Here is a 14,554-nt window from a genome sequence, read left to right on the forward strand (position 1 = left end):
CCCGGCCGGCCGCACGGAGGGCCGGCACCCCGAGGGGTGCCGGCCCTCCGCCGCGCCCGGGGCCGGTCGTCTTCGCCGCGACACGGCAGCGACCGTCGCCCAGGCTGGACCGGGACCGGATCCCTTCGTCCACCGGGAGCCCACCATGCGCCGCGCCACCGCCCTCACCGCCGTCGTGCCCCTGCTGCTGCTGGCCGGGTGCAGCGGCGACGTGGCCCCCGAGGAGGGCAGCGCGCCCGCCGGGGGCGGCGGGGAGCCCGTCCCCACCGCTCTCGACGGGGGCTACTCGGCGCTCGACCCGGGCTCGGTGGGCGAGGCGGTGCTGACGGCGACGCTCGAGGACGCCGACGGGCGCGAGATCGGCGTCGTGGGCATGGACCCCGGGGCCGAGGGCACCGTGGTGAGCGTCGTGCTCACCGACAGCGGCCTCGAGCCCGGCTTCCACGGCTTCCACGTGCACGCCGTCGGCGAGTGCGAGCCCGACAGCCAGAGCCCGAGCGACCCGTCGCGGACCGGCGACTTCCTCTCCGCCGGCGGCCACCTCGGCGCGGACACGAGCGACCACCCCTCGCACGCCGGTGACCTCCCGCCCCTGCTGGTGACGAGCGACGGCGACGCCACCCTCCAGGTCGTCACGGACGCCTTCACGGTCGACGACGTGACGGACGCCGACGGGAGCGCCGTCGTCGTGCACGAGGGCGCCGACGACCTCGCGGACATCCCGGAGCGGTACGCGCCCGAGGGCCCCGACGAGGAGACGCGTCGCACGGGCGACTCCGGCGGGCGGGCCGCCTGCGGCGTCCTCGACGGGTAGGGCCGCCGGGAGGGGTGCGGTCGAGCTGTGCGCCCACGTCGCGGTGCGCCGCGACCTCGGCGCACAGCTCCCGGCTGCGGCGCTCCCCGGCGTCAGCGCGGGGGCGCCGCCGTGCTGGCGCGCACGACCAGCTCGGGCTCGACGACGCGGTGCTCCGGCGCCGTCGCGACCCCGCCGGCCAGCCGCTCGAGCAGCAGGCCCACGGCCTCGCGCCCGACCCGCTCGAGGTCCTGGCGCACCGTCGTCAGGGGAGGGGAGAGGTAGGCGGACTCGGGGGCGTCGTCGAAGCCGGTGACCGAGACGCGCCCCGGGACGTCGACGCCGCGCTCGCGCAGCGCCCGCAGGAGGCCCAGCGCCAGCTGGTCGCCCGCGGCGACCACCGCCGTCGTCGCCGGGTCGTCGGCCAGCGCCAGCCCCGCGACGTAGCCCTCGGCGGCGCCCCAGCCGCCGGCCAGCACCGGCGCCGGAGCGACGCCGGCCGCCGCGAGGGCGTCGCGCCAGCCCCCCTCGCGCTCGGCGGCCTCGAACCAGCCGGGGGAGCCGCCGACGTGGCGCACCTCGCGGTGCCCCTGGCGCAGGAGCAGCTCGGTGACCGCGCGGGCGCCGGACCGGTGGTCGACGTGCACGGAGGGCAGGCCCGCCACCGGTCCTCCGGTGGCGCAGACGGTGGGCAGGTCGGCGGGCAGGTGCTCGCGCAGGTCGGGGACCTCGTGGAGCGGCGCGGTGAGCAGGAGCCCGTCCACGCCCCGGTCGGACAGCTGGGCCACGCAGGCGAGGACGCCGTCCCGGTCGGTGGCGTCGGTGGTCGACAGGATCGTGGCGTAGCCGGCGGCGTGCGCGGCGCGCTCCACGCCGTGCAGCGTGCTCGACGGGCCGTAGAGCGACGTGCTCGAGGCGACGACGCCGACCGTGAGCGTGCGCCGCGTCACCAGGGCCCGCGCGGCGCGGTTGCGGCGGTACCCGAGCTCCTCGATGGCCCGCTGCACGCGCTCGCGGGTCTCGGGGCGGATGCTCGGGTGCCCGTTGAGCACGCGGGAGACGGTCTGGTGCGAGACCCCGGCGCGGCGTGCGACGTCCGTCATCACCGGGGGCCGCCCCGACGGGGTGGCCATCTCCGTCCCGGTCACCCCGGCATCCTGCCAGCGGGCGCCGCGCCCGTCGCCGCCCTTCCTCGACCCCCGCCCCGCCCCCTGCGCGACGGGGTCACCGTCGCGGAGGGGGCGGGGGGCAGGGCGCGGGCGTCCCGGCGGGCGCGGGGTCAGCCGCGCGCGGTCGCCAGCTGCACGACCGCCCAGGACAGCGGGGGCAGGGTCGCCCGCGCGGTGCCGTCGGCGACCGAGACGTCGCGCAGCGGGCGCAGGCCCACGGCGTCGGGCGCCTCGAGCGTGTTCGCCGTGTGCCGGTCCTGCCCCTCGCCGGCGGCGAGCACCTGCGCGTCGGCGACCCGCAGGTCGCCGGAGAAGGCGCGCAGCGGCACCTCGACGTCGGCGGCCTCGTCCTCCGACCGGTTGGCGAGGAAGAGCGTGAGCACGCCCTCGCCGGAGTCTCCGAGGCGGGCGCCGGCGTCCCACGTGGCGGCGGCGTCGACGAGGTCGACGTCGTCGAAGCGCTGCGTGGAGACCTGGTCACCGGTGGTGCGGACGTCGAGGATCTCGCCGGTCGCGCGGCGCCTCATCTGCTCGAAGGGGTGGGCGATGGTCTGCTTCCAGGCCGGGCCGCCCTCCTCGGAGCGCAGGAGCCCGATGACGTTGACCAGCTGGGCCTGGCAGCCGACGGCCACCCGGTCGCCGTGGCGCAGCAGCGAGTTGAGCAGCGTGCCGACGACGACGGCGTCGGTGACCGTGTACGCGTCCTCGATGACGCGGGGGGCGACGTCCCAGGCGGTGCGGGCGTTCGCGCGGTCGCTGCTCTGCCAGCGCGTCTGGTACCAGACGTTCCACTCGTCGAAGCTGATGCCGATGTGCTTCGTGTGGCGGCCGCGGGCCCGGACGGCGTCGGCGGTGGCCACGACCTCCTCGATGAAGGCGTCCATGTCCTTCGCCGAGGCGAGGAAGTCGCCGTAGGTGTCGTCCCCGGTGTCCTTCTCCTCGTAGTACGCGTGCGCCGAGATGAAGTCGACGTCGGCGTAGGTGTGCTCGAGGACGACGCGCTCCCACTCCCCGAAGGTCGGCATCGCCCGGCTCGAGCTGCCGCAGGCGACGAGCTCGATGCCCGGGTCGACCGTGCGCATCGCCCGCGCCGTCTCGGCGGCCAGGCGGCCGTACTCGTGCGCCGTCTTGTGGCCGGTCTGCCAGGGGCCGTCCATCTCGTTGCCGAGGCACCACAGCCGGAAGCCGTAGGGGTCCCGGCGGCCGTGGCTGCGGCGCAGGTCCGACAGGCGCGTGCCCGAGGCGTGGTTGGCGTACTCGAGGAGGTCGCAGGCCTCCTGCATGCCGCGGGTGCCGAGGTTGACGGCCATCATCACCTCGGTCCCGACCTTCTCGGCCCAGGTGGCGAACTCGTCGAGGCCGAACTGGTTGGTCTCGATCGTCCGCCACGCCCGGTCCAGCCGGCGGGGCCGGGCGTCGCGGGGACCGACGCCGTCCTCCCAGTCGTACCCGGAGACGAAGTTGCCCCCCGGGTAGCGCACGACCGTGGGGCCGACCTCACGGGTCAGCTCGAGCACGTCCTGGCGCAGGCCGTCGGCGTCGGCGGTCGGGTGGTCGGGCTCGAAGATCCCCGTGTAGACGCAGCGGCCCATGTGCTCGGCGAAGGAGCCGAAGAGCCGGCGCGGGACGGGGCCCACGGTGAAGTCGGGGTCGAGGGTGAGGCGCGCGTGGGGCACGGGGAGTTCCTCTCCGGTGAGGCGCGGGCGTGCGCGGCCCCCCAGCATGGCCGGGCGGGGAGCCGCCCGGGGCGAGCGGCGCGCCCTCGCTCCTCAGCCCGTCAGCCCGGGCGCCCGGCGCTCCCGAGCCCGAGGACGTCGGTCCCGGCCCGGTGCTCGAAGACGAGCGAGGTCTCGGTGTGCTGGACGAGCGGGTGGCTGGAGAGGTGCTCGAGCACGAGCTCGCGCAGCGCGTCCGAGCTCGGGGCGACGAGGTGCACGAGGTAGTCGTCCCGCCCGGCGAGGAAGAAGACGTCGACGACCCCGGGCAGCGCCTGCAGCCGGGTGACGAAGGCGTGCATGTCGGCCGCGTCGTGCGTGCCGAGGCGGACGGACACGAGCGCCCGCAGCCCGAGGCCCACGCGGCCGGGGTCGACCTCGGCGCGGGCGCCGGTGAGGACGCCGCGCTCGCGCAGCGCCGCGGTGCGGGCGAGGGCCGTGGACGGCGCGACGCCGACCGCGCGGGCGACCGCGTTGTTGGGCGTGCGGGCGTCCGCCAGCAGCAGGCGCACCACCTCGGCGTCGACGTCGTCGAGGTGGTCCCGAACGGCGTTCGCCACGGGGCTGCGCCGGCGCCCGTGCGCCGGAGGTCGTGCGGCCATGGGGGCCTCTCCGCTCATCTGGTTCGGCCACCCGCCGAGACGCCGAACATGCTGCCACGATGGGCGCCCTCGGGGTCGCTGCGGCCCCGGGGCGCCGGGGCGGCCCAGCAGGGGGCCGGACCGCCGGTCGTGAGGTCGAGGAGCGTGCGCTGTGCAGGTCGGCATCCCCCGTGAGGTCAAGAACCGCGAGCTGCGGGTGGCGGCCACGCCCAGCGGCGTCCACGAGCTCGTCGGGCGCGGGCACGAGGTGCTCGTCGAGACCGGTGCGGGTCTGGGGTCCTCGATCCCCGACGCCGCCTACGCCGACGCCGGCGCCCGCGTCGTCCCGGCGGCCGAGGACGCGTGGTCGGCCCAGCTCGTGCTCAAGGTCAAGGAGCCCGTCGAGTCCGAGCACGGCTACCTGCGCGAGGACCTGCTCCTCTTCGCCTACCTGCACCTGGCGGCCGACCGGCCGCTCACCGACGCCCTCCTGTCGAGCGGGACGGCGGCGATCGCCTACGAGACGGTCCAGCTGCCCGACCGCTCGCTGCCGCTGCTGGCGCCGATGAGCGAGGTCGCCGGGCGCCTCGCTCCGCAGGTGGGCGCCTCCACGCTCATGAGCAGCCAGGGCGGCCGCGGGGTGCTCATGGGCGGGGTGCCGGGCGTGCGCCCCGCGAGCGTCGTCGTCATCGGCGGCGGGGTCTCCGGCGCGGCGGCCGCCCGCGTCGCGGTCGGCATGGGCGCCGAGGTCACGCTGCTCGACCGCGACATCGCCAAGCTGCGCCACCTCGACGAGCACTACGCCGGGCGGCTGCGCACCGTCGCGTCCAACTCCTTCGAGCTGGAGCGCGCCGTCGTCGAGGCGGACCTCGTCGTCGGCGCCGTCCTCGTCCCGGGGGCCCGGGCGCCGAAGCTCGTCACCGACGACCTCGTGGCCCGGATGCGTCCCGGCAGCGTCCTCGTCGACATCGCCGTCGACCAGGGCGGCTGCTTCGAGGGCACGCGCCCGACGACGCACGACGACCCCACCTTCGCGGTGCACGACAGCGTCTTCTACTGCGTGGCCAACATGCCGGGCGCCGTCCCGCACACGTCGACGTACGCGCTGACCAACGTGACGCTGCCGTACGTCGTCGAGCTCGCCGACCACGGCTGGCGCGACGCCCTGCGCGCGGACCCGTCCCTGGCCGGCGGCATGACGACCAACGCCGGCCACGTGCTCAACGCCGGCGTGGCCGAGGCGCACGACCTGCCGCTCGCCCCGGTGGAGGAGCTGCTCGCCTGACCGACCCGCCCCGGAGAGGCGGAGGCGGCGCCGACGTGCCGCCCCGCCGGGCGCGCGCGGTGGCAGGGTGGCCGGCGAGGGCGCGCCGCCGGCGGGCCGCGAGGCCCGACGGAGGACCGCCGTGCTCGACCTGCCCGCCGAGGACCGCCGCCTCAGCCCCGGCACGGGGTGGACGCGGGAGCACTGGACCGCCGCCGCTGACGGCCTGCTGCGCGCCGCCGCCCGCTACCGCTCGCCGCGCGGCGGGCGCCTCGACCTGCCGGGCCCGCCGTCGCGCGCGGGCGTCGTCTCCGACGGGCTCGAGGGCTTCGCGCGCACCTTCCTCCTCGCCGCCCTGCACGCCAGCGGCACGGGCGACGCGGGCCACCTGCCCGCCTACGTCGAGGGGCTGCGCTCGGGGCCGGTGGGCGTCGACGCCGACGGCCGGTCGGCGCTCCCCGGCGAGGACCCCGACGCCTGGCCCCTCGTCGGCGTCGACGGGCCCGGCGGCCAGCCGATGGTCGAGTCCGCCTCGGTGGCGCTCGGGCTGCTGCTCGCGCGCGGGCGCACGTGGGACCTCCTCGACGACGCCGAGCAGGACCGGCTCGAGCGCTGGCTGCGGCGGTGCCTGCACGGCGACCCGGCGCCCAACAACTGGTACTTCTTCCCCCTCACCGTGGCGGCCGCCCTCGAGGAGCTGGGGCGGGGGGACGCCGCGACGACGCGGGCGGTCGACCGCGGCCACGAGCTCGCCGAGGGCTGGTACCTGGGCGAGGGCTGGTACAGCGACGGCGACGGCCGGATGGTCGACCACTACGTCGGGTGGGCGATGCACCTCTACCCCGTCCTCGTGGCGCACCTGCGCGGCGACCGCGCCGTCCTCGACCGCCTGGGCCCCCGGCTGCAGGAGTTCCTCGGCACGTACGCCCGCACCTTCGACGCCGACGGCGCCCCGCTGCACCAGGGCCGCTCGCTCACGTACCGGGCCGCCGCCGTCGCCCCCGTGGCTCTGGGGGCGCTGACGGGGTGGACCCCGCTGCCGCCGGGCACCTCCCGCCGGCTGGTGTCGGGCGCGCTGCGGCACTTCCTCGACCCCGCCGGGCCCGGCCGCGGGGTGCTCGAGGACGGGCTCCTCACGCTCGGCTGGCACGGCCCGCACCGGGCGACGCTGCAGCCCTACTCGGGCCCGGCCTCGCCGTACTGGCTCTCCAAGGCCTTCCTCGGGCTGCTGCTGCCCGCGACCGACCCGCTGTGGACCGCGGTCGAGGAGGAGCCGCCCTCGCGGGGCCCGGACGCCGTCGTCCCCGTGGCCCCCGTCGGCTGGCTCGTCCAGACCACGCGCGAGGACGGGCTCGTGCGCGTGCACAACCACGGCGCGGACCACGTGGCGCCGGGCGCCGCGGACGGCGGGGCGCCCGACCCCCTCTACGCCCGCTGGGCCTACTCGACCCGCACAGGGCCCACGCCGGTGCGCAGCGCGCCCGACGGCACGGTGCGGCTCGTCGTCCGCGGGCGCTCGAGCGCCCGTCGGCGCATCCACCCCCTCGGGTGCGGGGAGGGCTGGGCCGCGTCGTGGCACCGCCCCGTCCTCGACGGGCCCGAGCCCGACGGGGAGGGCGTCGACGCCGGGGACGGCGCGGGGCCGCGGCTGCCGTCGGCGCGGGTGGAGAGCGTCGTCCTCGCGCGCGGGCGGTGGGAGGTGCGGGTGCACCGGCTCCGCGGCGTCCCCGACGGCGTCGCCGTCGTCGAGTCCGGCTGGGCCGTGGCGGGGCCGGCGGTCGAGGACGTCGTCGCGACGACCGTGCCGGGCGCCGGCGGGGCGCCCGACGGCGTCCTCCTGCGGTCGGGGTCGCTGAGCGGCTCGCTGGCGCCGGTGCGGGGCTGGACCTCCGCGCGCGCCGGCCGCGTGCCGGCGGGGACGGCGTTCGGCCGCTGGGCGCTGGTGCCCGAGCTGCTCGCCCGCACGCCCGTCGACCTCCTCGTCTCGGTGGCGAGCCTCACCGGCGGGGCCGGCGGGGACCCGCCGCCCCGCGTGGAGGCGGCGCGGGACGCCGTGGTCGTCCGCTGGGCGGACGGGACGACGACGCTCGCGCTGCCCGAGGGCGACGGGCCGCCGCGCGTCGAGCACGGGCCGGCCTGAGGGCCGGCGGCGGGTCAGGCGAGCGGTCGGCCGTCGGCGCCGAGCACGGGCAGCGGCGCGGTGGGCGGCCACGTCGCGGCGGCCGCGTCCTCGCCGACGAGCGCGCCGCACTCGGCGGTGAGCCGCTCCGCCGCGGCGTCCCAGTCGTCCTGGGGCCACGCGTCCTGCGTCCGCTCGTCCTGGGGCCACGCCGCGGCGTCGTCGGCCGCGCCGCAGCAGCGCTGGGTGGGCAGGACGACCGGCGCGGGCGCCGTGGCGCCGCCGGTCGCGGCGAGCGCGCGACGGGCGCCGCGGGCGCGCCACGCGGCGGCCGCGCCGATGGCGATCCACGCGACGTTGACGCCGACCGAGGCCCACGCGGCGAGGACGACGCCGTTGGCGACGAGGAGGAGCGCGCCCGTGGTGTTGACGGCCTGGGCCGCCGGGGAGGAGGGGGCGAGCCGGCCGGTGCTGGTGAGGCCGTAGCCGAGGAGGACGAGGAGGCCGCCGAGGTAGCCGCCGAGCGAGAGCGCGAGGTGCAGGTGCTGTGCCACGCATCGATCATCGGCACGGAGGGGCATCAACGGAAATCACCGTTCGACAGGCTGTGGTTAAGTCAGGCTTCATGAGCCTGGACCCCCGCCGGCTGCTCGTCCTGCGCGCCGTCCGACGCGCCGGCGGCGTCCTCCCGGCCGCCCGCGCGCTGCACCTCACGCCGTCGGCGGTGTCCCAGGCGGTGACCCGGCTCGAGCAGGAGGCGGGCCTGGCGCTCGTCGACCGGTCGCGGCGCGGCGGGGGCCGCAGCCTCGAGCTGACGAGCGCCGGGCACGCCCTCGCCGACCGGGCGGAGGAGGTCGCCGAGGCCCTCGCCCTGGCCGAGCGGGAGACGGCGTCGCTGCGCGGCGCGGCGTCCGGGCCCGTCCGCGTCGGGGGCTTCGCCACGGTCCTGCGGCGCCTCGTGGCGCCGGCGGTGGGCGCCCTGTCCCTCGCGGGCTCGGCGGTGGTGCCCGAGGTGGTCGAGGTCGACGAGCCCACGGGCCGGCGGGCCGTGCGCGCCGGCCGGCTCGACCTCCTGCTCGTCGAGCGGGTGCTCGGCGACGACCCGCCCGTCACGCCGGGGCTCGCGGTCGAGGACCTCATGCACGACGCGTACCGCGTCGTCGTGCCCGCCGCCTGGCCGCGGCCCGACGTGCTGGACGAGCTGCTGGGGCGGCCGTGGGTCGCCGGGCCGCCGGGGCTGCCGGCGCGGCTCGTGCTCGACCGGCTGGCGGCGGCGGGGGAGCGCCGGCCCCGCGTCCAGCACACGTGCCTCGAGGCGTCGGCGACCCTCGCGCTCGTCGGCGCGGGGCTCGGCGCGGCCGTCGTCACCGAGCTCGCGCTCGCCTACCTGCCCCACCCGGGCGCGCGGGCGACGTCCGGGTCCGTCGACGCCGGCTCCCGCGTGCTCTCCGTGGTGCACCGCAGCGGCCGCGCCGACCCCTCGCCGGCGGCGGTCGCGGTGCTCGAGGCCCTGCGGGTGCAGGCGGGCGAGGAGGTCTCGCCGGGCTGACGCACCTCCGGGGGTGGGGGCCTCAGGCGTCGACGCGCTCGCGCACCGACTCCTCCAGCGCGCGCCCCCGCAGCTCGGGCAGGCCCCAGCACGCGGCCGCGGCGGCGACGAAGACAAGCCCGAAGGCCGTGAAGACGGCGACCGTGCCGCCGAGAGCCGTCAGCGGGACGACGGACAGCGGGGCGAGGATCGAGGCGAGGCGGCCGAACCCGGCGGCGGCCCCGGCGCCCGTCCCGCGCAGGGCGGTGCCGTAGACCTCCGGCGTGATGGCGTAGAGCGCGCCCCAGGCGCCGAGGTTGAAGAAGGACAGGAGCATCCCGGCGAGGACGATCGTCGTCGGGGAGCCCGCCTGGCCCAGCAGCAGCGCGCCGACCGCGGAGCCGACGAGGAAGGTCGCCAGCACGGGCCGGCGCCCCCAGCGCTCGACGAGGACGGCGGCGACGGCGTAGCCCGGCAGCTGGGCGAGGGTGATGAGCAGCGTGTACTCGAAGGAGCGCACGAGCGGGTAGCCGGCGTCGACGAGCAGCGACGGCAGCCAGATGAAGGCGCCGTAGTAGGAGAAGTTGACGCAGAACCAGACCGCCCAGAGGGCGGCCGTGCGCCCGCGCAGTCCCGTCGTCCAGAGGTCGCGGAAGCCGGCGCGCGGCGGTGCCGGCGTCTCACGGGTGCGCCGCGCGTCCGGCGTGGACGGCGTCTCGACCCCGGCCGACCGCTCGAAGCGCCGCACGGCCGCCTCGGCCTCGTCGCCGCGGCCGCGCCCCTCGAGGAAGCGCACGGACTCGGGCAGCCCGCGGCGGACGACGACGGCGTAGAGCGCCGGCACGGCGCCGAGGGCGAAGGCCCACCGCCAGCCGTCGTCCGACGCGCCGACGACGAAGAAGCCGATGAGCGCGGCGGCCGTCCAGCCCACCGCCCAGAAGGCCTCGAGGGCGACGACGACGCGGCCGCGCAGCCGCGCCGGGGCGTACTCGCTGACGAGCGTCGAGGCGACGGGCAGCTCGGCGCCGAGGCCGAGCCCGACGACGAAGCGCAGCGCGAGGAGCGCGGCGAGCCCGCCGACGAGCGCCGACGCGCCCGTCGCGGCCCCGTAGAGCAGCAGGGTCAGGGCGAAGACCTGGCGCCGCCCGACGCGGTCGGCGAGCAGCCCTCCGAGCGTCGCGCCGACGGCCATGCCGGCGAAGCCGACCGAGCCCAGCAGGGAGCGCTCGAGGTCGCCGAGATCCCACTGCACGGTCAGGGCGGCGATGACGAAGCTGATGAGCCCGACGTCCATCGCGTCGAGCGCCCAGCCGACCCCCGAGCCGCCGAGCAGGCGGCCGTGCTGGCGCGTGAAGGGCAGGCGGTCGAGGCGCTGGCTGCGGGTCAGGGGCTCCGCGCCGTCGGCCGGTCGCGGCTGGGGGCTGCTCACGCGCGGCGAGTCTGGCAGGTGGCTCCGGGGAGGTCCCTCGGCGGGAGACGTCCACGAGCGGAGGCGTCCACGGTCACCCTCGTGGACGGCTCCTCCGGTGAGAGGGGAGCGGCACCTGCCCGCGTCAGCGGCGCGGCGCCCGGGCGCTGCCGGGCAGGCCGAAGCGGACGGTCGTGCCGCCGGCGAAGGCGACGTGGTCGGGCGGGCGCCGGGCGAGGTCGCCGAAGCCGGCGGCGCCGAGCAGCTCGTCGTCGAGCTCGAGCACCTCCGCGCGACGCAGCGACCACGTGCCGTGCTCGTTCGGCACGTGCCAGGTGCGGCCGAGGTGGGCGGTGTGCAGGCCCCAGCGCGCGGTGAGGAAGGCGGCGAGCGCGGCGTCGGGCGCGTCGTCCGCGATCGGCTCGCCGACGCGGACGGCGACCCGGCTGCGCGCGCCCCGGGGGGCGGGCCAGCGGGTGGCGCCCGTCCACAGCAGCTCGCGGGCGCCGTCGCGCACGCGCTCGTGCCCGCGCAGGCGGGCCCACCGGTAGGGGAGCCCGAAGGCGGCGCGGGCGCCGAGGACGACGCCGAGCCGGCTCGCGTCGAGGCTGGCGAAGACGACGCCGCGCCGCCCCGTGGCGTCCACGGAGTACAGGCGGACGTTGGTCTCCCAGAAGGTGCCGAGCCACGGCACCGCCGGGCCGCGGCCCACGCCGGCGCCGACGAGGCGGAAGGGCACGAGGGCCACGTAGGTGCGCTCCTCGCCGTCCGGGCCCACGACGACGTCGGGCCGCACGCCCGGCGGCATCCACGCCCGCACGCGCTCCGGCGGCACCGCCCAGTGGAGGAAGGCGAGGTCGCACCAGCGCTGGCCCATGAGCACGGGGCCGCGCAGCGGCGGGGCGCTCGTCGTCACGGGCTCCGCGGGAGCGGGTGGGCGAGGGGCGGGCACGCCGGGACGGTAGGCCGCGCCCGCCGCCCGGGCTAGTGGACCGGGCGGGAGGCCGCACCCGCTCCCGGGGCGCGTGCGGTCCCGTCCGCTCAGCCGGCCCTCTGACCGGTCCGCGTCACCGCCACGACCCGCGACGCGAGCGGCTCGGGCGGCTCGGGCGCCCCCGAGGCGATCCACGCCTCGGCGACGGCGACGTCGGAGGCGCTGAGGCCGCCGAACCACAGGAGCTCGTCGGGCGACCCACCCGGGCAGGTGCGCGGGGAGACCCCGAGCTGGGCGCCCGCGGCCGTCGGCGGCACGGCCTGCAGGTGCACGAGCACGCCACCGGGTGTGCCCCGCACGACCCGGCCGAGGCGGTGGAGCACCCCGTGCTCGTCGGGAGCGACGAGCACCCAGCGCAGGGGGACGTCGGCGAGGCGCGCCGTGCCGGTGACGGCGGTCACCGCGGCCGTGCGCTGCAGGACGGGCGGGCGGGGCCGCGAGGGCTCATGGGGTGCTCCCGAGGGCGGTGAGGAGTGCTGGACGTCATGTACGTTAGCAATAACCGTTCTCACTACGTCGACCGACGGGCGCACCGTCCGCGGGCGACGGGGGAGGACTCCGTCGACGGACGCCCGTCCGTCGTCACCCGAGGGAGAGGAGGGACCGGGCGCCCCCCGGTCCGGACCCGCTGATGACCGCACCGCACCCGCTCGCCCCGTCCGCCGTCCGTCGTGGCCCTCGACACGGCCCCCGGCACGGCCGGGGGCTCCCCGTCCTGGGCGGCGGCGCCGCCCTCGCCCTGGTCCTCGCCGGCTGCGGCTCGTCGGGCTCCACCGACGCCTCCGCCGGCTCGAGCAGGGCGCCCTCGTCCTCCGCCACCGCCTCGGAGACCGCGACGACCGCCCCGCCCAGCGAGGCCGCGACGGACACCCCGCGCCTCGTCATCACCGCGCAGGACCACGGCATGGTGGTCCTCGACGCCACCACGCTCGAGCCCGTCGCCGACCTCGAGCTCGAGGGCTACAACCGGCTGAACCCCGCCGGCGACGGCCGCCACGTGCTCGTCTCGACGACCGGTGGCTTCCAGGTCCTCGACGCGGGCACCTGGGCGGAGCCGCACGGCGACCACAACCACTACTACACGGCCGACCCGGTGCTCACCGACGTCGTCCACCCGGCCGAGAAGCCGGGCCACGTCGTCGTGCACGCAGGTCGCACGGCCCTCTTCGACGACGGGACCGGCATCTCGACGATCGTCGACACCGGGGCCGTCGCCGACGAGTCCCCCGAGGCGCGCGTCATCGAGGCGCCCGCCGCCCACCACGGCGTCGCCGTGGAGATGGCCGACGGCCGCGCCGTCACCACGGAGGGCACGGAGGACGCGCGCTCGACCGTCGTCCTCCGGGGCCCCGACGGCACGGAGATCGCCCGCACCGACGAGTGCCCGGGCGTCCACGGCGAGGCGACCGCCGCCGAGGAGCGGGCGATCGTCGGCTGCGAGGACGGCGTGGTCGTCGTCGACGGCGACACGCTGACCAAGGTCCAGGCGCCCGACGCCTACGGCCGCATCGGCAACCAGGCCGGCAGCGACGCCTCCACCGTCGTCCTCGGCGACTACAAGCGCATCGCCGAGCCCGAGACCCCCGAGGCCACGCAGACGGTCTCGCTGACCGACACGGCCACCGCCGAGCTGCGCCTCGTGGACCTGCCGTCGTCCTACACGTTCCGCTCGCTCGGTCGGGGCGAGGACGGCGAGGCGCTCGTCCTCGGCACCGACGGGAACCTGCACGTCATCGACCCCGACTCGGCCGAGCTCGTGCGCTCGATCCCGGTCGTCGAGCCGTGGACGGAGCCGGAGGACTGGCAGGAGCCCCGCCCGGCGCTGCGCGTGCACGAGGGCACCGCGTACGTGACCGAGCCTGCCACCCGCGAGGTGCACGCCGTCGACGTCGAGACCGGTGAGGTCTTCGCCTCGGCGACGCTGGACGAGGTCCCCGACGAGATCGTCGTCGCCTCCGGGGCCGTCACCGAGGGCTCGCAGGAGTACGGCCACGCCGAGGGCGAGGGCCACGACCACGAGGACCACGACCACGAGGACGGGGCCACCGAGGAGTCCTCGCGATGAGCTCCCCGCTGCGGCGGCGGGGGCTCCCCGCCGCCGCGGCGACGCCCGTCGGCCTGGCCCTCGCGGCCGCGCTCGCGGGGTGCGGCTCGCCGTCGGCCGCGGGTGACGACGGCCGGCTCGACGTGGTGGCCTCACCGCCGGCCTTCCTCGAGGTGGTCGAGCGGGTGGGCGGTGACGCCGTCGACGCGACAGGAGCGACGCCCCCGGGCGCCGACGCCCACGCCGCCGAGCTGACGGGGGAGCAGGTGGGCGGCGTCGTCGACGCCGACCTCGCCGTCTACGCGGCGGGGCTCGCGCCCTCGGTCGACGAGGCGGTGGCGCTGCGCGACGGGCCCTCGCTCGACCTCATGGGGGTCGAGGGGGCCAGCCCGGAGGACCCGCACGTCTGGCTCGACCCCGCGCTCATGGCGGACATGGCGGAGCGGGTCGCGGCGCAGCTCGCGGAGGTCGACCCGGCCGGGGCCGACGCCTACGGGCAGCGGGCCGACGCCTACGTCGAGGAGCTGCGCGCCCTCGACGCCGACCTCGCGGAGCAGCTCGCGCCGTGCCGCGGGGCCGTCCTCGTCACGGCGCACGAGGCCTTCGGCTACCTGGCCGACCGGTACGGGCTCGAGCAGACCGGCATCACCGGGATCGACCCGGACGTCGAGCCGACGCCGGCCCGGCTGCGCGACGTCGCCACGACGGTGCGCGAGGCCGGCGTCGAGACGGTCTTCTTCGACGACGTCACCAGCACCGGTGTCGCGCAGGTGCTGGCCGACGAGGCCGGGGTCACCACCGCGGTGCTGTCCCCGCTCGAGACGTCGGTCGAGCCGGACTACGCGAGCGCCATGCGCGAGAACGCGCAGGTGCTGCGCGACGGGCTCGTCTGCGGCGCCTGACGCACGGACGGCGCCGGCGGCCGGGGGGGGGGGGGGG

General features: G+C 77.9%; 13 protein-coding genes. 6 read left to right on the forward strand and 7 right to left on the reverse strand.

Going from position 1 to position 14,554, the window contains the following annotated elements; all coding sequences use genetic code 11:
* The first annotated feature begins 145 nt into the window (after window positions 1–145).
* Window positions 146–814, forward strand: coding sequence for a superoxide dismutase family protein (locus tag WDV85_RS12805; protein WP_339570989.1), 669 nt, complete (start codon window positions 146–148; stop codon window positions 812–814).
* A gap of 92 nt (window positions 815–906) precedes the next feature.
* Here the strand turns inward: WDV85_RS12805 and WDV85_RS12810 are convergent, their stop codons facing one another.
* The 3 genes from WDV85_RS12810 to WDV85_RS12820 form a co-directional block, all read right to left on the reverse strand.
* Window positions 907–1,941, reverse strand: coding sequence for a LacI family DNA-binding transcriptional regulator (locus WDV85_RS12810; RefSeq protein ID WP_339570990.1), 1,035 nt, complete (start codon window positions 1,939–1,941; stop codon window positions 907–909).
* Between the two features lie 131 nt (window positions 1,942–2,072).
* Window positions 2,073–3,638 carry an arabinosylfuranosidase ArfA gene (arfA, locus tag WDV85_RS12815; protein ID WP_339570991.1) on the reverse strand — a complete coding sequence of 522 codons (1,566 nt, stop codon included), beginning with the start codon at window positions 3,636–3,638 and terminating at the stop codon, window positions 2,073–2,075.
* Window positions 3,639–3,739: 101 nt separating this feature from the next.
* Window positions 3,740–4,279 (reverse strand): Lrp/AsnC family transcriptional regulator, encoded by a 540-nt coding sequence (locus WDV85_RS12820; protein ID WP_339570992.1) that lies wholly within the window; start codon window positions 4,277–4,279, stop codon window positions 3,740–3,742.
* Window positions 4,280–4,430: 151 nt separating this feature from the next.
* Here WDV85_RS12820 and ald point away from each other — a divergent pair, with 151 nt between their 5' ends.
* Together ald and WDV85_RS12830 are read left to right on the forward strand one after the other, a co-directional pair.
* Window positions 4,431–5,543, forward strand: coding sequence for an alanine dehydrogenase (gene ald / locus WDV85_RS12825; RefSeq protein ID WP_339570993.1), 1,113 nt, complete (start codon window positions 4,431–4,433; stop codon window positions 5,541–5,543).
* Between the two features lie 121 nt (window positions 5,544–5,664).
* Window positions 5,665–7,662 (forward strand): DUF2264 domain-containing protein, encoded by a 1,998-nt coding sequence (locus WDV85_RS12830; RefSeq protein ID WP_339570994.1) that lies wholly within the window; start codon window positions 5,665–5,667, stop codon window positions 7,660–7,662.
* Window positions 7,663–7,676: 14 nt separating this feature from the next.
* Here the strand turns inward: WDV85_RS12830 and WDV85_RS12835 are convergent, their stop codons facing one another.
* Window positions 7,677–8,195, reverse strand: a complete 519-nt coding sequence (locus WDV85_RS12835) for a CBU_0592 family membrane protein (RefSeq protein ID WP_339570995.1) — start codon at window positions 8,193–8,195, stop codon at window positions 7,677–7,679.
* Between the two features lie 71 nt (window positions 8,196–8,266).
* Here WDV85_RS12835 and WDV85_RS12840 point away from each other — a divergent pair, with 71 nt between their 5' ends.
* Window positions 8,267–9,190 carry a LysR family transcriptional regulator gene (locus WDV85_RS12840; RefSeq protein WP_339570996.1) on the forward strand — a complete coding sequence of 308 codons (924 nt, stop codon included), beginning with the start codon at window positions 8,267–8,269 and terminating at the stop codon, window positions 9,188–9,190.
* A gap of 22 nt (window positions 9,191–9,212) precedes the next feature.
* Here WDV85_RS12840 and WDV85_RS12845 read toward each other — a convergent pair whose 3' ends face one another.
* The 3 genes from WDV85_RS12845 to WDV85_RS12855 form a co-directional block, all read right to left on the reverse strand.
* The gene (locus WDV85_RS12845) at window positions 9,213–10,598 is read right to left on the reverse strand and encodes an MFS transporter (protein WP_339570997.1); all 1,386 of its coding nucleotides are present in this window, start codon (window positions 10,596–10,598) and stop codon (window positions 9,213–9,215) included.
* Between the two features lie 124 nt (window positions 10,599–10,722).
* Window positions 10,723–11,454, reverse strand: a complete 732-nt coding sequence (locus WDV85_RS12850) for a YqjF family protein (RefSeq protein ID WP_445263319.1) — start codon at window positions 11,452–11,454, stop codon at window positions 10,723–10,725.
* A 164-nt stretch (window positions 11,455–11,618) separates the two neighbouring features.
* The gene (locus WDV85_RS12855; protein WP_339570999.1) at window positions 11,619–11,972 is read right to left on the reverse strand and encodes a hypothetical protein; all 354 of its coding nucleotides are present in this window, start codon (window positions 11,970–11,972) and stop codon (window positions 11,619–11,621) included.
* 230 nt (window positions 11,973–12,202) lie between these two features.
* Here WDV85_RS12855 and aztD point away from each other — a divergent pair, with 230 nt between their 5' ends.
* A complete protein-coding gene (gene aztD / locus WDV85_RS12860) occupies window positions 12,203–13,636 on the forward strand; it encodes a zinc metallochaperone AztD (RefSeq protein ID WP_339571000.1) in 1,434 nt (477 codons plus the stop codon).
* Window positions 13,633–14,517, forward strand: a complete 885-nt coding sequence (locus WDV85_RS12865) for a metal ABC transporter substrate-binding protein (protein ID WP_339571001.1) — start codon at window positions 13,633–13,635, stop codon at window positions 14,515–14,517. Before aztD ends, WDV85_RS12865 begins: the two co-directional genes overlap by 4 nt.
* The last annotated feature ends 37 nt before the right edge of the window (window positions 14,518–14,554 follow it).

This window comes from Pseudokineococcus sp. 5B2Z-1, from assembly GCF_037482305.1.
Taxonomy (GTDB): Bacteria; Actinomycetota; Actinomycetes; order Actinomycetales; family Quadrisphaeraceae; genus Pseudokineococcus.

Bases quoted from the DNA above. Each gene is read 5' to 3' on its own strand.
- WDV85_RS12805 (WP_339570989.1), top strand. From the start codon at position 146: ATGCGCCGCGCCACCGCCCTCACCGCCGTCGTGCCCCTGCTGCTGCTG.
- WDV85_RS12820 (WP_339570992.1), bottom strand. From the start codon at position 4,279: ATGGCCGCACGACCTCCGGCGCACGGGCGCCGGCGCAGCCCCGTGGCG.
- WDV85_RS12840 (WP_339570996.1), top strand. From the start codon at position 8,267: ATGAGCCTGGACCCCCGCCGGCTGCTCGTCCTGCGCGCCGTCCGACGC.
- WDV85_RS12850 (WP_445263319.1), bottom strand. From the start codon at position 11,454: ATGGGCCAGCGCTGGTGCGACCTCGCCTTCCTCCACTGGGCGGTGCCG.
- aztD (WP_339571000.1), top strand. From the start codon at position 12,203: ATGACCGCACCGCACCCGCTCGCCCCGTCCGCCGTCCGTCGTGGCCCT.
- WDV85_RS12865 (WP_339571001.1), top strand. From the start codon at position 13,633: ATGAGCTCCCCGCTGCGGCGGCGGGGGCTCCCCGCCGCCGCGGCGACG.